16 protein-coding genes and 1 tRNA gene are annotated in these 21,007 nt (G+C 60.9%); 10 read left to right on the top strand and 7 right to left on the bottom strand.

Annotation, left to right across the window (positions count from 1 at the left end; translation table 11 throughout):
• Positions 1-46: 46 nt before the first annotated feature.
• Both GA0061102_RS23250 and GA0061102_RS23245 read left to right on the top strand, forming a co-directional pair.
• Complete coding sequence (locus tag GA0061102_RS23250) at positions 47-1,207, top strand: M20 aminoacylase family protein (RefSeq protein ID WP_092853669.1); 1,161 nt, start codon at positions 47-49, stop codon at positions 1,205-1,207.
• 119 nt (positions 1,208-1,326) lie between these two features.
• A tRNA-Arg gene (locus tag GA0061102_RS23245) sits at positions 1,327-1,403 on the top strand.
• A gap of 35 nt (positions 1,404-1,438) precedes the next feature.
• On the opposite strand, the gene GA0061102_RS23240 is transcribed toward GA0061102_RS23245, so the two are convergent.
• Together GA0061102_RS23240 and GA0061102_RS23235 are read right to left on the bottom strand one after the other, a co-directional pair.
• On the bottom strand, positions 1,439-1,816 hold the full coding sequence (locus GA0061102_RS23240; protein ID WP_280949839.1) for an Ivy family c-type lysozyme inhibitor: 378 nt from the start codon (positions 1,814-1,816) through the stop codon (positions 1,439-1,441).
• A 158-nt stretch (positions 1,817-1,974) separates the two neighbouring features.
• Positions 1,975-2,241: a BON domain-containing protein gene (locus GA0061102_RS23235; RefSeq protein ID WP_092853665.1), complete on the bottom strand. Its 267-nt coding sequence runs from the start codon at positions 2,239-2,241 to the stop codon at positions 1,975-1,977.
• Positions 2,242-2,439: 198 nt separating this feature from the next.
• On the opposite strand from GA0061102_RS23235, the gene dxr reads away from it, so the two are divergent.
• From dxr to GA0061102_RS23220, 3 genes are all read left to right on the top strand, one after another.
• The gene (gene dxr, locus GA0061102_RS23230) at positions 2,440-3,633 is read left to right on the top strand and encodes a 1-deoxy-D-xylulose-5-phosphate reductoisomerase (RefSeq protein ID WP_092853663.1); all 1,194 of its coding nucleotides are present in this window, start codon (positions 2,440-2,442) and stop codon (positions 3,631-3,633) included.
• A gap of 38 nt (positions 3,634-3,671) precedes the next feature.
• Positions 3,672-4,586 carry a pyridoxal-phosphate dependent enzyme gene (locus GA0061102_RS23225; protein ID WP_092853661.1) on the top strand — a complete coding sequence of 305 codons (915 nt, stop codon included), beginning with the start codon at positions 3,672-3,674 and terminating at the stop codon, positions 4,584-4,586.
• A gap of 159 nt (positions 4,587-4,745) precedes the next feature.
• Positions 4,746-5,375 carry a LysE family translocator gene (locus GA0061102_RS23220; RefSeq protein ID WP_092853771.1) on the top strand — a complete coding sequence of 210 codons (630 nt, stop codon included), beginning with the start codon at positions 4,746-4,748 and terminating at the stop codon, positions 5,373-5,375.
• A gap of 87 nt (positions 5,376-5,462) precedes the next feature.
• Here the strand turns inward: GA0061102_RS23220 and hemA are convergent, their stop codons facing one another.
• The 4 genes from hemA to GA0061102_RS23200 form a co-directional block, all read right to left on the bottom strand.
• Entirely contained in the window at positions 5,463-6,674 is a 1,212-nt protein-coding gene (gene hemA, locus GA0061102_RS23215; RefSeq protein ID WP_092853659.1) for a 5-aminolevulinate synthase, read from the bottom strand.
• Positions 6,675-6,893: 219 nt separating this feature from the next.
• A complete protein-coding gene (locus GA0061102_RS23210) occupies positions 6,894-7,688 on the bottom strand; it encodes an FAD binding domain-containing protein (RefSeq protein WP_092853657.1) in 795 nt (264 codons plus the stop codon).
• 15 nt (positions 7,689-7,703) lie between these two features.
• On the bottom strand, positions 7,704-10,049 hold the full coding sequence (locus tag GA0061102_RS23205) for a xanthine dehydrogenase family protein molybdopterin-binding subunit (protein WP_092853655.1): 2,346 nt from the start codon (positions 10,047-10,049) through the stop codon (positions 7,704-7,706).
• Positions 10,050-10,133: 84 nt separating this feature from the next.
• The gene (locus GA0061102_RS23200; protein ID WP_092853653.1) at positions 10,134-10,622 is read right to left on the bottom strand and encodes a (2Fe-2S)-binding protein; all 489 of its coding nucleotides are present in this window, start codon (positions 10,620-10,622) and stop codon (positions 10,134-10,136) included.
• 298 nt (positions 10,623-10,920) lie between these two features.
• Between GA0061102_RS23200 and GA0061102_RS23195 the strand changes: the two genes are divergently transcribed.
• The 5 genes from GA0061102_RS23195 to GA0061102_RS23175 all read left to right on the top strand — a co-directional run bounded on the left by GA0061102_RS23195 (position 10,921) and on the right by GA0061102_RS23175 (position 19,531).
• Positions 10,921-11,220, top strand: coding sequence for a glycine zipper domain-containing protein (locus GA0061102_RS23195; RefSeq protein WP_069612891.1), 300 nt, complete (start codon positions 10,921-10,923; stop codon positions 11,218-11,220).
• Between the two features lie 323 nt (positions 11,221-11,543).
• A complete protein-coding gene (locus GA0061102_RS23190) occupies positions 11,544-13,469 on the top strand; it encodes an autotransporter assembly complex protein TamA (protein WP_092853651.1) in 1,926 nt (641 codons plus the stop codon).
• A 64-nt stretch (positions 13,470-13,533) separates the two neighbouring features.
• A complete protein-coding gene (locus GA0061102_RS23185; RefSeq protein ID WP_092853649.1) occupies positions 13,534-17,718 on the top strand; it encodes a translocation/assembly module TamB domain-containing protein in 4,185 nt (1,394 codons plus the stop codon).
• A gap of 247 nt (positions 17,719-17,965) precedes the next feature.
• Positions 17,966-18,901: an arginase gene (rocF, locus tag GA0061102_RS23180; protein ID WP_092853647.1), complete on the top strand. Its 936-nt coding sequence runs from the start codon at positions 17,966-17,968 to the stop codon at positions 18,899-18,901.
• 153 nt (positions 18,902-19,054) lie between these two features.
• Positions 19,055-19,531 (top strand): chemotaxis protein CheW, encoded by a 477-nt coding sequence (locus GA0061102_RS23175; RefSeq protein ID WP_092853645.1) that lies wholly within the window; start codon positions 19,055-19,057, stop codon positions 19,529-19,531.
• A gap of 72 nt (positions 19,532-19,603) precedes the next feature.
• Here GA0061102_RS23175 and GA0061102_RS23170 read toward each other — a convergent pair.
• Positions 19,604-20,961, bottom strand: a protein-coding gene (locus GA0061102_RS23170) for an IS3 family transposase (protein ID WP_425348504.1) whose coding sequence is annotated in 2 segments (ribosomal slippage) — positions 19,604-20,484 and positions 20,484-20,961 — 1,359 coding nt in all. Because the reading frame shifts where the segments join, the coding sequence is not laid out codon by codon here.
• Between the last annotated feature and the right edge of the window lie 46 nt (positions 20,962-21,007).

Genomic DNA, 21,007 nt, shown 5'->3' with positions numbered 1-21,007 from the left:
CCTGAAAGTTGAACCAGAACGAATATTGAGCAGCAGGAAAATCAGCATGCCGATCTTGAACAGAGCCGCAGAACTCCAGGGCGAAGTGACCGAGTGGCGCCGCCATATCCATGCCCATCCGGAGCTCCTCTATGCGGTTGACAATACTGCCGCCTTCGTGGCCGAGAAGCTGCGCTCCTTCGGGGTCGACGAGGTGGTGACCGGCATCGGCCGCACCGGCGTCGTCGGCCTGATCCGCGGCAAGGGCGAAGGGCGCACGGTCGGCCTGCGCGCCGATATGGACGCCCTGCCGCTGACCGAGATCACCGGCAAGCCCTATGCTTCCGAAACCCCCGGCAAGATGCATGCCTGCGGCCATGACGGCCACACCGCCATGCTCTTGGGCGCGGCGAAATATCTCGCTGAAAACCGCAATTTCAACGGCAATATCGCCGTCATCTTCCAGCCGGCCGAGGAAGGCGGTGCCGGCGGCGACGCCATGGTCAAGGACGGCATGATGGAGCGCTTCGAAATCGCGGAAGTCTACGGCATGCACAATATGCCAGGCCTTCCCGTCGGCCACTTCGCCATCCGCAAGGGTCCGATCATGGCGGCGACGGACGAATTCACCATCTCCATCAAGGGTGTCGGCGGCCACGCCGCCATGCCGCACAATACGATCGACCCGATCGCGATCGGCGCGCAGATCATCTCCAACCTGCAGCTCATCGCCTCGCGCAGCGCCAATCCGCTGAAATCCGTCGTCGTCTCCGTCACCACGTTCAATGCCGGCAACGCGCATAACGTCATCCCGAACGATGCGCGCTTCACCGGCACCATACGCACGCTCGATCCCGAGATGCGCGATCTCGCCGAACAGCGCTTCAAGCAGATCGTCTCCGGCATCGCCGCAAGCCACGGCGCCGGGGTGGAGATCGAGTTCCAGCGCAACTACCCGGTCACCTTCAACCATGCCGACGAGACCGACCATGCGATCGCGGTCGCCGAGGAGATCGCCGGCGCCGGCAACGTCATAGCTGATATCGACCCGATGATGGGCGGCGAGGATTTCTCCTACATGTTGAACGCCCGCCCCGGCGCCTTCATCTTCGTCGGCAACGGTGACACCGCCGGCCTGCACAACCCGGCCTACGACTTCAACGACGAAGCCATCGCCCACGGCATTTCCTACTGGGTGCGGCTCGCCGAACAGCGCCTCAACGCCTGAACGCCGCCGCCCATACCCGTGCGCCACATAAGGGCGCACGGCACAGCAAAAGCGAATTGTCCCGAGGACGTAAAAGGGCTTGGCTTCCTGGCTTTGCTTTTGTATGGATCATCCCGAGTGGTCTCGTAGCTCAGCAGGATAGAGCACCAGATTCCTAATCTGGGGGTCACGCGTTCGAATCGCGTCGAGATCACCATTCGCCATGATCAAACTGGCTTTCTCTCCATCAGCTTATTTATAATCAAACCCATCCGGAGGGTTCCCCAGGCTGCCGGTCAGTGCCGCGTAGAGAATGGTCCTGCCATCGATCGATACATTGCCGGCGCCGAGGTTCATCCATGTCAGCCTTTCCGCTCTGGTCTCGGGATCGGCAAGCAGCAGCAGGCCATATATGATCTTTTTGCCGGGATCGTACATGACGGCGATCTGCTCGGCGCCGCAATCATGCTGCTTGCAGACGCTCATCACATAGACTTTCTCTCCCCCGAACATGACCTCATGGCCCAGGGATTCGACGGTCTTTCCATGAATCCAATCCGGCAGCCGGTGCCCTTGCGCCATTGCCTTGAAGGCTGAAGCGGCAGCGGGCCGGCGGCGATTTCGCGGAATGTGGCGAGATGATTTTGCGCGGACGCGCCCGTTGCGGCCGAAACGATGCCCAGCAGGGCGACGGCCATCATGAACGTTCTCATGCGCTTACCTCAAAACTGCGATGCTACGCAAATCCGTATCGGTCGCAGGATGACTATGGGCTGAAAGCCCTCAGATCAGCCCACCGCGATCCTGTTCCTGACCAGCCGGACACCGGGAATGGATTCGGCGACCGCCGTTGCCCGCTTAACCTCCTGCAGTGTCGCCACCGAGCCATCCAGGCGGATTTCCTGGCCCGCGGCAGTCACCATGACATCGGAAGCATCGATACCGCCGGCCACGGCGAGCGCATTGGCAACGGCGGACTCCAGGGCGGAGCGCCTTGCCTGTTCGCTTTCCAAAGAGAGTTCCGTGCCGTGAAACGTCGCTGCCTTAAAAACCATTCATCACTCTCCGCATCCGAGTGGTCGGAAAACGCAGCACTTCGCATTTGGTTCAACAGGGAGCGAAAATATCGGCAAATCAGTGAGTTCAGCCTCGCTGCGCCGCGGCGCCTGGGCGCGCCCGCGCAGTGGCGGACTTGCCGGTCCAGGCAATCCCCTGTAGAGCCTTGGAGAACAGCAGCAAATGCGGATACCTGAATGAACACCGGCAGCAAGGCGCGTCGTCGCCTGACGATATTGGGTTCGACCGGCTCCATCGGCCAGAATACACTTGACGTTATTACCCAGCTGGGCGGACGTGACGCCTTCGACATCGCGGCGATCACCGGGCATGACAATATCGGCCTGTTGGCCGAGCAGGCCAAGGCCTGCGGCGCGGCTTTCGCCGTCACCGCCAATGAAGAGCGCTATCAGGATTTGAAGGATGCCTTGGCCGGATCAGGCATTGCCGCCGGTGCGGGCAAGAGCGCCTTGATCGAAGCCGCCTCGATGCCCTCGGATTGGGTGATGGCGGCGATCGTCGGCACGGCCGGCCTTGCGCCGACGCTGGCAGCCGCCCGTCGCGGCGCCGATATTGCGCTCGCCAACAAGGAATGCCTCGTTTCCGCGGGCGATCTCTTCGTGCGCGCCGTTGCCGAAGGCGGCGGCCGGTTGATCCCGGTCGATAGCGAACACAGCGCCATTTTCCAGGCGTTGGAAGAGGACCAGCAGCACGCGGTGGAGCGCATCATCCTGACCGCTTCCGGCGGCCCCTTCCGCACCTGGACGCGCGAACAGATGGCCAATGTGACCCCCGCCATCGCCCGCGCCCATCCCAACTGGTCGATGGGCTTCAAGATCTCCATCGGCAGCGCCTCGATGTTCAACAAGGCGCTGGAAATGATCGAAGCCAAGCACCTGTTCAATGTGCGGCCGGATCAGATCGAAGTTGTGGTGCACCCGCAATCCGTCATTCACTCGATGGTCGGCTATACGGACGGCTCGGTGCTGGCGCAGCTCGGCTGTCCCGACATGCGCACCGCCATCGGCTATGCGCTCACCTATCCCGCCCGCACCAAGCTCAGCGTCGACCGGCTGGATTTCGCCAAGCTGGCGCGGCTCGATTTCGAGGCGCCGGACGAGATTCGCTTCCCGGCATTGCGCCTCGCCCGCACCGCGCTGGAACGCGGCGGTCTGCAGGGGGCAATCATGAATGCCGCCGAAGAAATCGCCTTCCACGCCTTCGTGGATGGCCGCATCGGCTTCCTGGAAATGGCCGATATCGCCGAAGCCGTCATGGACGAGATGATTGCGACCGGCAGCGCCGAAACCATGGAAGCCGTCTTTGCTGCGGATGCAGAAGCACGCAGCCGCGCCGCCGTGCTCATCGCCCAGCGGGAAAAAGCGGCCTAAACCCCATCGCCGACAACACCCTCCGGATCGATCACTCCATGCCGCTGCATCTCGAAACGCCGCTTCTCGAATCCCGACCGCTAAGCCAGGCATCAGGACGCTCCATCTGGCTAAAAATGGATGCGCTCCAGCCGCCCGGCTCCTTCAAGATCCGGGGCATCGGTGCGGCCTGCGAACATCATGCCAGCAACGGAAAGCGGCGCTTCGTATCCTCTTCCGGCGGCAATGCTGGCATCGCAGTGGCTTACGCCGGACGTCGCCTTTCGATCCCCGTATCCGTCTTTGTTCCCGAGACGACGTCGGACCGGGCGAAGTCGCTGATCCGCCAGGAAGGTGCCGAGGTTTTCGTGCATGGTGCATCCTGGCAGGAGGCAAACGAACGCGCGCTGCAGGCCGTCGATGCGGAAACGGCATTCGTCCACCCCTTCGATGATCCGCTCCTCTGGACAGGCCACGCGACGATGATCGACGAGGTCGTCAGGGCTGGCGTGCCGTTCGATGCGGTCGTTCTTTCGGTCGGCGGCGGCGGGCTGCTTGCCGGCGTCTCGGAAGGGCTCGACCGCAACAGCCTTCAAAATGTTCCGATCATCGCTGCCGAAACGGAAGGCGCTGCCTCGCTTGCCGCAGCCGTAAAGGCCGGCAAACCGGTGGAACTGCCTGCCATCACCAGCATTGCGACATCGCTTGGCGCTCGAAAAGTCGCCGAACGCGCCTTCGAGATCACCCAAAACAGACCGGTCGATTGCGTTGTCGTCGATGACCGCACTGCCGTCGACGCTTGCATGCGCTTCCTCGACGATCATCGTGTCCTGGTGGAACCGGCTTGCGGCGCCGCATTGGCCGTCGCCTACGCCCATGCCGATCGGCTGGCACGTTTCGAGCGCGTGCTGATGATCGCCTGCGGTGGAGCAACCGCTACCCTCACCCAGCTGCAGGCCTGGCAAGCATCGTGATCGTTGAGCGTCTTCGGCGAAGACGCCGTTCACTCGCATCGTCATCAGCTTTCTGTCAGATCAATTGGTAAGTATATTATTACCCATTGATCTCCGATGTTGCCATTCCCGGCAATGATGCTAGAGAGGAATTCCGGCCTCACTTTCAAGGGAATCAAGATGCCGGACTTCTCCACCATCATTCTATTTGCCGCCGCTGCATTGGTGCTCACCGCCACGCCCGGCCCCGACATGCTCCTCATCGCCTCGCGCAGCGTCAGCCAGGGCCGTTCCGCCGGCTTCCTCACCTATGCCGGCATAGCGCTCGGAACCTATTGTCACGCCATGGCCGCAGCGCTTGGTCTGTCGCGGCTGTTTCTGACCGTGCCAATTGCCTATGAAATCGTGCGTTGGGCCGGCTGCGCCTATCTGCTCTATCTGGCCGTCAAGACGCTCCGCTCCCAGGGCTCCGCCTTCGCGCCCTCGGCCGGGCTCAAGCGGCTTTCGGGCAGGCGCATCTTCATCGAGGGCCTCGCAACCAATATCCTCAACCCAAAGATGGCCTTGTTCGTGCTCGCCCTCTTCCCGCAGTTCGTCGATCCCAACGGCTGGATGATCGCGCAGATGGCTCTGCTGGCCACCATTCTGAATGGGATCGGCTTTCTCGTGAACGGCTCCGTCATCCTGCTCGGCAGCCATATTCGAGGACGGCTCTCGGCGGTCAAGCGCATTCCGAAGCTGCCGCAATATCTGCTTGCGACGGTCTTTGCGGGCCTCGCATGCCGCCTGGCCTTGGGAAGGCGCGGCTAACATTGACACAAAAAATCATTGCGGAAATCGGCTGTTTGCCGATATTCCGCAATGAACTGCATTTCAATTTTTCGACAGACTCGCCTCTTACGCGACCGCGCGAGCCAGCGCACAGCGCGACCAGAGGGCGTGCAGCGCGCCGACCAGCTGTTCGATATCGCCGTCCGAATGCAGCGGCGTCGGCGTGATGCGCAGGCGCTCGGTCTTCTTCGGCACTGTCGGATAATTGATCGGCTGAACATAGACGCCAGCATCGAGCAGCAAATCCGAAATCCATTTGCACTTGGCCGCATCGCCGACCATCACAGGCACGACGTGGCTCGGATTCGGCATATGCGGAATGCCAGCCGCATCGAGCTGAGCGCGCAGCTTGCGCACACGATCCTGATGGCGCATGCGTTCGAACTGGCTGACCTTCAGATGCTGGATGGAGGCGACGGCGCCCGCAGCCAAAGCCGGCGGCAGCGACGTCGTGAAGATGAAGCCGGACGCAAACGACCGGACGAAATCGCAGAGCGCAGTCGAAGCAGCGATGTAGCCGCCCATGACGCCGAACGCCTTGCCGAGCGTGCCTTCGATGACGGTCAGGCGATCCATTAAGCCTTCGCGCTCGGCAATGCCGCCGCCGCGCGGGCCGTACATGCCAACGGCGTGCACTTCATCGAGATAGGTCATCGCGCCATACTTGTCGGCGAGATCGCAGATTTCCTTGATGGGGGCGATGTCGCCATCCATGGAATAGACGGATTCGAAAGCGATCAGCTTCGGCGCCTTGGGATCTGCCGCCTTCAGCTTGGCTTCGAGATCATGCAGGTCGTTGTGCTTCCAGATGACCTTGTCGCACTTCGCATAGCGGATGCCTTCGATCATCGACGCATGGTTAAGCGCATCCGAGAAGATGATAAGGCCGGGAATGCGTGCGCCGAGCGTGCCGAGCGTCGCCCAGTTGGAAATATAGCCCGAGGTGAAGATCAGGGCTGCTTCCTTGCCGTGCAGATCGGCGAGCTCTTGCTCGAGCAGAACATGGTAGTGGTTGGTACCAGAAATATTCCGGGTGCCTCCCGCACCCGCGCCACAGTGATCGATCGCTTGCTTCATCGCCTCGATCACGTTCGGATGCTGGCCCATGCCGAGATAGTCGTTGGAGCACCAGACGGTCACTTCCTGAGGACCATTGGGCGTATGCCGGATTGCGCGGGGGAAATTGCCACGGCGGCGTTCGAGATCTGCGAAGATCCGGTAACGGCCCTCATTGTGAAGACCTTCCAGCTCGCCCTTAAAAAATGCTTCGAAATCCATCATCTGCTCCAGTACCGTACGACCGTTTTCGAGAATGCCGGTTCGCACGTCAACCCCTCTGCATTGCTTTCGCGCCCGCTGCGGCAAATGGCCCCTAACTTTGAACAATTCCAGACAAGAATACGCATTCACGTCAAATTGACAATCGAAACCGTGATGGAAACACTCTCTCCGGAGCGAAGGGTAAACCACTCCGCTCCGGGCTTATTCGTAGCGAATCTATGCGGCAGCCACTGCACGTTTGGCCATGACCTTGATCAAATTGGCGCGATATTCCGCCGTGGCATGCAGATCGGACAGCAGCGTCGATGAATCCACAGTCACGGCCGCAATGGCATCCGGCGACCAGTTCGCCGCAAGCGCCTGCTCCATATCCGCCTGGCGGAATACGCCGTCGGCACCCGCACCGGTGACGGCTACACGCACGCCACCCGCACCCTTGGCGACGAAGACCCCCGTCATCGCATAGCGCGAGGCCGGATTGGGGAACTTGGCATAACCAGCCCTTTCCGGTGCGTCGAAGGCGATGGAGGTGATCAGCTCGGCCCCTTCCAGCGCCGTCTCGAACAGGCCCCGGAAGAAGTCGTCGGCCGCGATCTGGCGCCGGTCGGTGACGATGATGGCATTCAGCGCCAGCATCGCCGACGGGTAATCCGCCGCCGGGTCATTATTGGCGACGGAACCGCCGATCGTGCCCATGTGCCGCACATGCGGATCGCCGATCATGCCGGCAAGGTCGCAAAGCGCCGGACAGACCGAGCGGATGGCCGCCGAAGAGGCGACCTCCGCATGGGTGGTCGCCGCCCCGATGGTGACCCTGCGCCCATCGACGCGTATCCCCTTGAGCGAGGGGATATGCCGGAGATCGACGAGATCGCTCGGCGATGCCAGGCGCTGCTTCATGGTGGCGATCAGCGTCATGCCGCCGGAGATATACTTGCTTTCCTCCGCGCTCGATTGAAGCTTGACGGCTTCGTCGACCGAGGAGGCACGATGGTAATTCGTTGCGTACATTGTCCTATCCTCCTCTCAGCCAGCCGCCCGTGCCGCTTCCCACACCTTGAGCGGGGTGGCCGGCATGGTCAGCGTGTTGTTACCGATCGCATCGGTGATGGCGTTCATCAGCGCCGGCGGCGAACCGATGGCACCCGCTTCGCCGCACCCCTTGATGCCGAGCGGGTTGCTCGGGCAAGGCGTGTTCTGATGCGAAAGCTGGAAGGACGGCAGATCGTCGGCGCGCGGCATGGTGTAATCCATGAAGCTTGCTGTCAGAAGCTGGCCGCTCTCATCGTAGTGCACGCCTTCCAGCAGCGCCTGACCGATGCCTTGCGCGATGCCGCCATGCACCTGCCCCTCGACGATCATCGGATTGATGATATTGCCGAAGTCGTCGGCGGCAACGAACTGCACGATCTCGGTCTTGCCCGTTTCCGGATCGACCTCGACCTCGCAGATGTAGCAGCCAGCCGGGAAGGTGAAGTTCGCCGGATCGTAGAAGGCGGTTTCCTTCAGGCCCGGTTCCATTCCGGCGGGCAGATTGTGCGCCGTGTAGGAAGCCAGTGCCACCTGGAACCACGGCAGCGCCTTGTCGGTGCCTGCCACCTTCACTTCGCCGTTCTCGATGACGATATCGCTTTCGTCGGCCTCCATCAGGTGAGCGGCGATCTTCTTTGCTTTCGCCTCCACCTTGTCGAGCGCCTTGACAACGGCGGACATGCCGACGGCGCCCGAGCGGGATCCATAGGTGCCCATGCCCATCTGCACCTTGTCGGTATCGCCATGGACAATGGACACGCTGTCGATCGGGACGCCGAGCCGGTCGGCCACGAGCTGCGCGAAGGTCGTCTCATGCCCCTGCCCGTGGCTGTGCGAGCCGGTGAGCACTTCGATGGTTCCGACCGCATTCACCCGCACCTCGGCCGATTCCCACAGGCCGACGCCGGCACCGAGGGACCCGACCGCCTGCGACGGCGCGATGCCGCATGCCTCGATATAGCAGCTCATGCCGATGCCGCGCTTCATGCCGCGAGCGGCAGCCTCCGCCTTGCGGGCAGGAAAACCGTTCCAGTCCGCCTGCTGCATGGCGGCATTGAGCGAAGCTTCGTAGTCGCCGGCATCGTAATTCATGATGACAGGCGTCTGGTGAGGGAAGGAACGGATAAAATTGATCCTTCTCAGCTCCGCCGGCGAGACGCCAAGCTCACGCGCTGCTGTTTCCACCGTGCGCTCCAGCAGATAGGTGGCCTCCGGCCGCCCTGCCCCGCGATAGGCATCAACAGGCACGGTATTGGTATAGACCGTGCGGACATTGGCGTGGATCGCCGGGATGTCATATTGGCCCGACAGCAGCGTCGCATAGAGATAGGTCGGCACGGCCGAGGAAAAGAGCGACATATAAGCGCCGAGATTGGCGATCGTGTCGACCTTCAGTGCCGTGATGCGGTTCTGCGCATCGAAGGCCATCTTGACCTTGGAGAGATGATCGCGACCATGCGCATCGGTCAGGAAGGCTTCGGTACGGTCGGCCGTCCACTTGACCGGGACACCAGTCTTTTTCGACGCCCACAAGCAGACGATTTCTTCCGGGTAGATATAGATCTTGGAGCCGAAGCCGCCGCCGACGTCAGGCGCGATGACGCGTAGCTTGTTTTCCGGCGCGACGTTATAGAAGGCGCTCATGACGAGCCGGGCCACATGCGGGTTCTGGCTGGTCGTATAGCAGGTATAGTGGTCTTCGGCCGCATCATAGATGCCGAGCGTGGCGCGCGGCTCCATGGCATTCGGCGAAAGCCGGTTGTTATGGAGTTCGATTTCGGTGACGTGTGCGGCCTCGGCGATCGCCTTGTCGGTCGCCGCAGCATCGCCAAGCTCCCAGTCGAAGATCAGATTGTTTGCCGCTTCCGGATGGATCTGCGGCGCACCTGCCTTCAGCGCATCCACGGCCTCGACGACGGCAGGTAGTTCCTCATAATCGACCGCCACGGCCTCAGCAGCATCGCGGGCTTCGCCGAGACTGTCTGCCACAACGATGGCGACGGCATCGCCGACGTAGCGGACGGTGTCGACCGCCAGCGGCCGCCAGGCGCCCATATTCATCGGCGAACCGTCCTTGGAATGGATCATCCAGCCGCAGATGATGTTGCCGATCCCATCGGCCAGCAACTGCTTGCCTTCAAGCACGCCGATCACGCCCGGCATGGAGAGTGCCGCCGATACATCGATGCTCTTGATCTTCGCATGCGCATGCGGGCTGCGAACGAAATAGGCGTATTTCATTCCCGGCGTCACCATGTCGTCGGTGTAGCGTCCCTTGCCTGTTAGAAATCGCTTGTCTTCCTTGCGCGCCACGCGCGCGCCAATGCCTTCCACGCCCATCACATCCTCCCATCGGGGTTGCGGGCCTGACACCACGCCAAGACGACGATCATTGGCGTTTCGCCAGACGGTCTCGGTGAAACTCTATTCGGCCGCCTGCTTGGCGGCGTTCATCTCGGCATTGGCCGACAGCACCGCCTTGACGATGTTGTGATAGCCGGTGCACCGACAGATATTGCCTTCGAGCTCGCTGCGCACCGTCTTTTCGTCCAGCGCTCCGCCGTGACGGTTGATCATGTCGACGGATGTCATCACCATGCCCGGCGTGCAGAAGCCGCATTGCAGGCCATGATGCTCCTTGAAGGCGGCCTGAACGGGGTGAAGCTCGCCGTTGGCAGCCAGACCCTCGATGGTTGTGATCTTGGAGCCGGAAGCCTGAACGGCCAGGATGGAACAGCTCTTCACTGACTTGCCATCCATGTGAATGACGCAGGCGCCACACTGACTGGTGTCGCAGCCCACATGGGTTCCTGTGAGGCCGAGTTTTTCCCTAATGAAATGGACAAGCAGCGTGCGATCCTCGCACTCGCCGCTGACCGGACGGCCATTCACCGTCAAAGTCACTTTTGCCATATTTTCCTCCTCGCCTCTCCTCCAGAGGCAGAAGGCATCATTTGACTTTTTTGTAGTGCAATCAACCTCTACTTTAGCAGGGCGGCAGATTTTCTACGCGGCATCGATTGTTTTATTGTCCGAATACGAGGTCAGCTTTGCTCGCCAATAAAAAAACTGTTCAAGCCCAATGGACAATCATATTTTGCACGATATTTTTTCGTAGTTGCAGGACTGAAAAGACAGCCCATCGTGGTGGAGCTGAAGAATAGGGACGACGTTGGCCGGGGTTCGGCTTAACTAACGTTGGAGAGAGTAAATGAAAAAAGTTCTTATGCTCGCATTGGTCGGCTTGTCTATCGCAAGCTGCACGCCGACCGAACAGGGCGCAGGCATCGGCGCGGCATCCGGCGCCATCATCGGCGGCGCTGTCACCGGTAACGTGCGCGGCGCCGCAGTCGGCGCAGCGATCGGCGGTGTCTCCGGCGCCGTTATCGGCAGCGTCCAGGAACAGCCCGGCCAGTGCTACTACCGCGACCGCTACGGCCGTCGCTACATCGACGATTGCCCGCGCGGCGGCTATCGTGGTGGCTACGGCGGCGGATACGGCGGCTACTGATCGATCCCGTTTCGGATATCGAAGTCCCGGACCGCAAGTCCGGGACTTTTTGATTCCGGCCGAGCGAAAAAACGCCTCGGCTGCAATGCGACAGTGTCAAATGCCGGCATGGCGGCGGCGCCCTTTGTGCAGTACCTGACACCTGACAGAACAAGCCGGAAATCCGCGGGAAACCTATCAATTTCCACTCATAGTGGTCATATTTTCCAGGTTTTTGACTCCAAAACGGTACACCTGAGGCACTTTTGCCTCTATGGTAGCCGCGCGTTAACCTGGGGGAAACGTCAAGCTGAGTAAGTTCTCATGTAACCGTAAAGCGGCGTATGCATAAAAGAACTGAACCGAAGAAGAGTATTGCGTATCGGCAAGCAGGAACCGTGGCAGCGGTTGCGGCAACGATTGCGCTCGGTCCGGTGTGCGCCGAAAATGCCTTTGCTTTCAAGCTCTTCGGAATAAAGCTCTGGGGTGAAGACGAAGCGACGGATCAGGTTTCCGATCCCGTTCGTTATACGGTCGATTTCAAGGCGGATAATCTCGACAAGGACCTGAAGGAAGCCCTGGAGCGCAGCTCCATGCTGGTTTCCGACAAGGACAAGCCCGTATCCGGCGACCTCGGCGTTGTCGTGAAGGCGCGCGACGATCGCGACCGGCTGATCGCCGCCCTCTATGAAAAGGCACGCTACGGCGGTGTGGTAACCATCACCGTCAACGGCACGCCTCTCGATGCATTGCCGCCGACGCCCACCTTCGGCCGCTCCAAACCTGTTGCCGTTGCCATCAGCGTAGAACCGGGCCCTCTCTTCAAGCTCGGCAGGGTCACCTTGCTTGGCGATGCCAGCAGGCTGGATCCCACTCGTTATGGGTTAGCGCATGGTGGCGATGCCGGCTCCCTGAACATTCTCAAGGCGGCTGACAAGATGGTTGCCGACTTCAACAATGAAGGGCATCCTCTTGCCAAGCTCGACAAGCGCGACGTCGTTGCCGACCACGCGACGAATACGGTCGATGTCTCGCTCAAAGTCGAAAGCGGCCCGGTGGCGCCTTTCGGCAATGTCGGCGTTACCGGCCAGAAATCGGTCGATCCGGATTTCATCAAGCGCTATGCTCGCATCAATGAAGGCAAGCCCTATTCGCCCGACGAATTGAAAAAAGCGTCGGACCGCTTGAGAAAACTCGGCGTCTTCTCCAGCGTCACCATCCGCGAGGCGGACAAGCTGGCCCCGGACGGCAGCATCCCGACGACCATCGAGGTATCCGAGGGCAAACAGCGCTTCCTCGGCGTCGGAGCGCAATATTCCACCATCGACGGCTTCGGCCTGCAGGGTTATTGGGGGCACCGCAATCTGACGGGGCGCGCGGATACGCTGCGCATCGAAGGATCGGTATCGCGCATCGGCGAAACCACCGATGTCGGCCAGCTCGATTATACCGCCGGCATTACCTACGTCCGGCCAGCAACCTTCTACCCGTCGGCGACCTTCACCGCTGGCCTGAAGATGCAGAGCCTGCACCCGGACGCCTATGACGCCAATACGGTGACTGCGAGTGCCGGCCTTGCCTATGAAATCAACGATCAGGACACGGTCTCTGGCGGCGGCGAAGTCTCCTATGAAGCCGACACGACCGACGCCTTCGGAAAGCAGAAATATCTGACGGTCGCGATCCCGCTCGAATATGTCCGCGACACGCGCGACAACAAGCTGGATCCCACCGAAGGCTTTCGCGCCTCCTTCAGCGCCAAGCCGAGCTACGAGTCGATGGGCGGCACGGTGTTCAGCTCCTTTGAGGGTTCGATCACCGGCTATAAGGGCATAGGCGCCAACAACAATGTCGTCTTCGCCGGCAAGCTTGCCGCCGGCTCGCTGCTGGGTGCAAACGGCATCCAGGACATTCCCGCCACCCGGCGCTTCTATGCCGGCGGCGGCGGTTCGGTGCGCGGCTATGGCTATCAGGAAATCACGCCCTATAATTCCAAAGGGGATGCGCTTGGCGGACGTTCCTATGTGACGGCTTCGTTGGAAGCGCGTGTGAAGATCACCGATACGATCGGCGTCGTGCCCTTCATCGATGTGGGTAGCGTCACCGACAGCGCCTTGCCCGACGCCTCAGATCTGCGCATGGGCGCCGGCGTCGGTCTGCGCTACGCCACTCCGTTCGGCCCGATCAGGCTGGACGTCGCCGTTCCGTTGAACAAGTACAACAACGGCACGGCCTATGGTATCTATGCCGGCATCGGCCAGGCCTTCTGACAAACCGCAGAGTTGTCGCGGGCATTTCACGCACGGCTACAAAATTGAGGCTACTGTTGCTTTCATGAGCATATTGATTCGAATTCTCGGGAAACTGGTGCGCTGGATCGCCTATGCGGCCGTAGCGATCCTTTTGCTCGTGATTGCGGCGGTGCTCGTCGTCGGCATGGTACCCTTAGCAACAAGCTATGCCGTCGACCAGGTGGCCAAGCTCGCCTCGACGCCGGACCGCACCATCGTCATCGCCGCGCCCTCCGGCCTGCTGAACGGCAATCTGAGAGCCGGTTCGATCACCGTCTCCGATACGAAGGGTATCTACGCCAAGGTACAGAACCTTGCCGTCGACTGGTCTCCGCTTTCTCTGCTGACGGGTACCTTCCATGCGGAGCGCGTTGCAGCCGATGTGATCGACTTCCAGCGCCTGCCGGTTTCGACGACAGCACCCAAGCAGGAAACGCAGACAACAAGCAGCGGCGGCTTTTCGCTACCTATCGCCATCAATATCGACGCGATCGCCCTGCCCGATCTGCGCGTCGGGCAAGCTGTGGCAGGCCAGGATTTCGCTCTGACCGCCGACGGCAGCGTCAAGGCAAACAGCAGCAGCATGGGCCTCACGCTCGATGCCAGCCGCCATAATGTGCCCGATGCCAAGCTTTCCGCCGATGTCGCCTTCGCGCCGGCCGAAAACCAGCTGAAGCTGAAGACCCGGATCTCCGAGCCGCGCAACGGCATGCTGGCCAGCCTTCTGCACCTGCCGGGCGGCCCGGCCATCAATATCGACCTTTCGGGCGAGGGACCTCTCTCCAATTGGGCCGGCAAGCTGCAGGCGGCACTCGACGGCAAGCCGACGGTTGCCATCAGCGGCCATCACAGTCTCTCGGCCGATGGCCTGCACCACATAGACGTCAAGGGCGGCGGCAACGTCGACTCGCTGCTGCCCCCGACCATGCGCCCTCTCTTCGCCGGCCAGACGACCATCGATGTCTCGGCAACTTTCGACGGCAAGGGCAAGATCGACATTCAGACGGGCAATCTTGCCACCGGCAGCGCCGTTCTTGCCGCATCGGGCACGCTCGATCCCACCGGCAATAACAGCCTCAATGCCAATCTGCTCGGCACATCGGGCCCTGTCGACTTCCGCTGGCCGATGGAGAATGGCGAGGTCCGCGCCCTGATTTCGCGGGTCGATATCGCACTGACCGGCGCGGCCCAATCGGTGAAAATCGACGCAAAGGCCGGGCTCGACACCGTCAGCACACCGCAGGGCCAGATTGGCCAGGTCAATCTCAGCGCCAGAAGCGATGCCTTCAATCTCGCTGGCATGTCCGGCCCGTTGCAGCTCCGCCTCGTCGTCGGTCAAACAGCTTTCATCAGCGCCGATCTCAATCGCCTGATCCGTGCACCCATTGCCTTGACGGCGCCGTTGCAGCTCTCGCCCGATACGATTGGCTTCAACAACACGACGCTGGAAAGCGCCAGCATCGGCGGCACCGTCAACGGCAAATACACGCTGTCGTCGAAGGCACTGACGGGCAATTTCAAGCTGTTCGCCCTGCCCGGCGTGCTGCCCGACGGCATATCGAACAAGTTCGAGGGAACCATTTCGCTGGAGGGCCAAGTCGCCGGCACCGTGCCGACCAAGATAACGCTCTCCAAGCTCGCGGTGAAATCCAATGTCGCCGAGATCAGCGGCAATGTCGCGCTCAACGGTCAGACGCTGACTTCAGATCTCTCAGGCAAGCTGCTCGATCTTTCCAAGCTCATCCCCAATGCGCAGGGGCAGGCCGATATCGGTCTCAAGACCAAGGGTCAGCTTACCGCGCTCGGCATCGACGCGACGGCCAAGGCCGTCAACGTCAAGCTGGCGGGACGGCTCTTGGATACGCTTGATATCGGCGTGACCGGAACGGCCGACCCCAAGGCACCGCAAGCGAATATTCAGGCGACCGGCGCGATCGACGGCAAGCCGATCCGCATCACCGCCGATGCCGTTTCCAGGGACGGCCGCACGAGCATTCCGTCGCTATCAGCCGAAATCGGTACCAACAAGCTGCAAGGCAAGCTGGACCTTTCGCCGAGCTTCGAGCCCACCGGTGCGATGACCTTCAACCTGCCCGACCTCAGCCTGCTCGCGGCTCTTGCAGGCCAGAAGGCCGAGGGAGACCTCAAAGGCTCGCTCGATATCTCCAGCGTCGGCGGCAAGATCGGGCTCAAGGTGAATGCCGATGGCAACGGCATCCGTCGTGACGATCTCATCATCAGCAAGCCGGCCGTGGCACTCACTGTGGACGATCTCAAGGCCTTCTCGGCAAATGGCAGCATCCGCGCCGACACCATCGCCTCCGGCGCCAACCGCATCGCCGATCTGGCATTGACCTTCACCCAACAAGGCAGCCGCACGAACTTCGATCTAAAATCGGCCTATGACAATGCACCGCTGACGACGCGCGGCAGCGTTGAGACGGCTGGCGGCCAGACCACCGTCAGCCTCGACGCCTTCGCCGGCGCACCGCGGACGATACCGGTGAAGCTCGCAGCTCCCACAAAGATCGTCATCAAGGACGGTGCCGCGGTGCTGAACGGCTTGACCCTTCAGACGGGCGGCGGCTCCGTCACCGTCGATGGCTCTGCCGGTCAGGCCCTGAACATCAATGCCAAGATTGCCAACCTGCCGGCAAGCCTTGCCAATGTCTTCGCGCCGACGCTATCAGCCGAGGGCGTCATCTCCGGCACGGTGACGGTCACCGGCAAGGCCACCTCTCCTGTCGTGGCATTCCAGACCAACTGGTCGGGCGCCGCCACCAGCCAGACGAAATCCGCCGGCCTTGCGCCGCTCGGCATCAAGGCGGACGGCAAGTTCGCCGACAACGTCGTCACCATCAATACGAACCTGACCGGCCAGAGCGGCTTGGCGCTCAATGGCGGCGGCACGGTCGCGATCGCCGGCAACAAGGCCATGGCGCTGAAGTTCGCTGGCAATCTGCCGTTCGACGCCCTTGCCGGCCAGCTCGCCGCACAGGGCCTTGTCATGACGGGTACCGCCAGGATCGACATGCAGATCGGCGGCACCACGGCAGCACCGGCCATTACCGGCTCGATTTCCACCGACGGCGCCAAGCTTGTCGATGTTCGCCGCAACCTGACGCTCAACGGCCTCGCCGTGACCGTAACGCTCGATGGCAAGCAGGCCGTCATTTCACGGCTGAGCGGCAATTTGACCAGCGGCGGCAGCATATCGGGCAGCGGCACGGTCGGTATTGCCCCGGATAGCGGCTTCCCGGCGGATATCCAGGTGAAGTTCAACAATGCAACCTATATCGACGGAACCTTGGTGACCGCGACCGTCAACGGCACGCTCGGCGTCAAGGGGCCGCTGATGACCGCGCCGATGCTGACGGGCAATCTCAGGATCAACAAGGCATCGATCACCGTGCCTGAAAAGCTGCCGGCTTCGCTTTCCGAGATCAATATCAAGCATAAGAATGCGTCCGCCGCGGTCAATGCCCAGTTCAAGGATCAGAAGCCGGAGGGGCCGCGAAGCAAGTCGACGACCCTTGGCATCGACCTGCAGCTTGATGCTCCCTCGCAGATTTTCGTGCGTGGTCGCGGCATCGACGCCGAGCTCGGTGGCAGCGTCACGGTACGCGGCACGGCCGCTGAGCCGATCGTGTCCGGCGGCTTCACCATGCGGCGCGGGCGCCTCAGCATCTTGAGCCGCAGGCTGGATTTCACCAATACCAGCAGGATCACCTTCGGGGGCGACCTGACACCGGCGCTTAATATGGAAGCGACATCCTCGGCGGGCTCCACCACGATCACCGTCGATGTCACGGGCCTCGCCACCGATCCGCAGATCGGCTTCTCCTCCTCGCCCGCCCTGCCGCAGGACGAAGTCCTGGCGCAGTTGATCTTCGGCCAGTCCATGTCGAAACTATCCGCCATGCAGATCGCCCAGCTCGCCGATGCCGCGAGCCAGCTGGCAGGCGGCCGCTCCACCTCGCTGTTCGAGGGCCTGCGCAGCCATCTCGGCGTCGACGATCTGGACATTTCGACCGATTCGAACGGTCAGGCTCAGGTCGGCGCCGGCAAGTACATCAACAAGCGTACGTACATCGAGCTGCAGCAAGGCGCCTCCAACAACACCAAGGCAATCATCAATCTCGACGTCGGGCGCGGGGTGAAGCTGCGCGGTGCGGCCGGATCGGACGGCGCAGGCGAAGCCGGCATCGTCTATGAACACGAGTATTGAGTTGCAACATCCATTCTGCTGACCTGCAGCAATATTGGACTCAGTCGTGTTGATGTCAGCCGATCATCCTGCTCAAGCGGAGCGTTTCGTCGAATGGCAGGGTCATCCATATGCTAGCCATTCTGGCAATTCGGATTGAACAATCTGTCGAAAGACAATCAAAATTCGACAAATTTCCATCTTTTTGCTGTCATGCAAAAAATGAATAATGCCGACCCGACAGCCTCTAACCTTCGGAGCAATGCCGATGAATACGCAATCCACCCCCATCACATTGATCGGCGTTCCCCTTGAAGAAGGTTCGGGCCGACGCGGCGCCGGCATGGGTCCGACGGCGCTTCGCATCGCCGGCATCGAGACGACGCTGATCGAGCTCGGCCATCGTGTCACCGATAGCGGCGACCTGCGCCCTGCCCCGGCGGCCGATCTGCCTGACGATCCGCGCGCCCATAATCTGAAGATCGTCGGCGCCTTCACGCGCGCGCTGGAAGCGAAAGTCTACGATGTCGCATCGTCCGGCGGCTTCCCGCTGATCCTCGGCGGCGATCACAGCCTGTCCATGGGCAGCGTTTCCGGCATGGCGCGCCATGCGGCGGAAGTTGGCCGGCCGCTCTTCGTCCTCTGGCTGGACGCGCATTCGGATTTCAATTCGCCGGCGACCTCGCCGTCGGGCAATATCCACGGCATGCCTGTCGCCTTCTTCTGCGGCGAGGCGGAAATAGCCAATGTTCTGCAGGCCGACCGGCCGCTGGTGGACCCGACGAAGGTCTTCCAGGTCGGCATCCGCTCGGTCGATCCGCGCGAGCGCGAGGAAATCCGCGAGCACGGCGTCAACGTCTTCGACATGCGCTCGCTCGACGAGCAGGGCGTCGCCGCCATCATGCGCAAGGTGCTGGACACCGTCAGCGCTGCCAACGGCCTGTTGCATGTCAGCTTCGACGTCGACTTCCTCGATCCGGATATCGCACCGGGCGTCGGTACGACGGTGCCAGGCGGCGCCACCTATCGCGAGGCGCATCTCATCATGGAGATGCTTTCCGACAGCAGCCTTGTCTCGTCGCTCGATCTCGTCGAACTCAACCCCTTCCTCGACGATCGCGGCAAGAGCGCGCGCGTTCTCGTGGAGATGGCAGCAAGCCTCTTCGGCCGCCGCATCTTCGATCGCCCGACGCGAGCCGCCTAAGCGCTTTTCTTGGTGATCCCGAGCCGTTTGGCCGGGATCACACCTCAGCACCCTCAAAACCTTGTCGGCAGATTTAGGTTTAAGCAATGTTCTTGCTCTATCTTGACCTGAACGCGCCGGATTTGGCGCCAAGGTTCAATGGGAAGAACGTTCATGGCCACGATCAATTCCACCAGCTTCAGCGGCGAAACTCTGGAGATCATTGCCTTCCGGCTGCATGATCAGGAATTCTGCGTCAAGACCACCACGATCCGCGAAATCCGCGGCTGGGCGCCGTCCACGCCGATTCCGCACGCCCCGGCCGATGTCATCGGCGTCATGAACCTGCGCGGCTCGGTGATCCCGATCATCGACCTTGCCTACAAGCTCGGCATGCAGAGCACGGTCGCCAATGAGCGAAGCGCCATCGTCGTCGCCGAAGTGCACAACATGGTCATCGGTATGTTGGTCGACCGCGTCTCCGACATCCTTACGATCGCCTCCAGCCAGGTGCAGCCGGTTCCGGAAGTTACCGCCTCCTTCGACCGCGCCTATTGCGAAGGTATTATCGCCACCGAGAACGGAATGATCTGCTTCCTGAACCTTGCCAAAATGTTCAAGGAAAATGAAACGGAAGAACTGGCGGCATAACTCTTTCCGCACCGCCCGTCTTTGAAAGCCGTCACGTTTGAACTGACCCCGTAAAGTTGGACGGTTGACGGGCTATGATAATAGGGACTGAGTTCTGTATTGGACAGGGCTCAGTCCCTTTAGTTTCAGTTTGATGCGCTGGTGATTGTAATAGTGGATGTAGTCGGCGATGCCGTCATTTAGGCTCTGGATGCTTTCGAAGCGGTTCGGATAAAAGAACTCGGATTTGAGGGTAGCGAAGAAGCTTTCTATCGCCGCGTTGTCGAGGCAATTGCCTTTGCGTGACATACTTTGGGCGATGCCGCGTTTTTGGAGCAGGCGCTGATAGGGGAGCATCTGGTAATGCCATCCCTGATCGGAATGCAGGATCGGCCGTTCGTTCTTTTCCAGCCGGTTCAAGGCTTTGTTCAACATGCTTTCCACCAGCTTGAAGGCCGGCCGTCTGGCGGTTTCGAAGGCGATAATCTCCCCGTTGCACAGATCCATAACCGGTGAGAGATAGAGCTTCTCGCCGGCCACGTTAAATTCAGTGACGTCGGTGACCCATTTCTGATTGATCGCATGTGCGGTGAACTGCCGTTTGATGAGATCGGGGGCTGTGCGCCCGACGTCACCCTTGTAGGAGCGGTATTTCTTCGGCCGCACCAGAGATTTCAATCCCATCTCGACCATCAGGCGCTGGACCGTCTTATGATTGACCGTCTGTCCGAACTGGCGGATCGCCGCCGTTACCCGGCGATAGCCATAGCGCCCCTTGTGAGCGTGGAAGACAGCCTTGATCCGGTCCTTCAGCGCAGCATGCTTGTCGCAAAGCGCCGACATCCTTTGCCGATAGTAGAACGTGCTGCGGGAAAGGCCCGAAAGCTTCAGCAACCCATCAAACGGATAGAACGGCCTTAACGCTTGGACGACTTGCGCTTTTTGAGCGCTGGTTGCTCCCGCGTTAAGGCCTCGAGTTTTTTTAGGTAGGCGTTCTCCATGCGCAGAGAGTTCAGCTCCGCCAGCAGTTCTTCACGGCTTTTTGCTTCGTCACTCTGCAAAGCTTGCGGCTGTTTTGATATCGGCGGCGCGCGCATCGATCGGAGCCTTCCTCGGCAGCTTGGGGTCAAGGCGTCGATTCCGCCAGTCTTATAGCATCGCTCCCAATCCGCCAGGCAACTCTTATTGCGGATGTCGAACAGCGCCGCCGTCTGGCGGTAGGAGAGCCCATCCTCCCACATCCGTTGGAGAACCGATAGCTTGAATGCTGCATCGTAGCGGCTGAATTTCTTCGCGAGACCCGCAGCCCCGTGTGCCTCGTAGCTTGCTACCCATTTGAGAACCGTCCCGTGGTCCACTCCGAAATGCGCGCCGACTTCCCGGCAACTACGCTCGCCCTTCTCATAAAACTCTACAACAGAAAGCTTAAAAGCCAGACTGTGTTTGGACATGCAAAACCCCCGAAAGTGGATGTCCAACTTTCGGGGGTCAGTTCAG

This window comes from Martinezella miluonensis, from assembly GCF_900094545.1.
Taxonomy (GTDB): Bacteria; Pseudomonadota; Alphaproteobacteria; order Rhizobiales; family Rhizobiaceae; genus Rhizobium; species Rhizobium miluonense.
The sequence above is the reverse complement of the archived record's forward strand: the minus strand, read 5'-3'. Positions and strand labels throughout refer to the sequence as shown.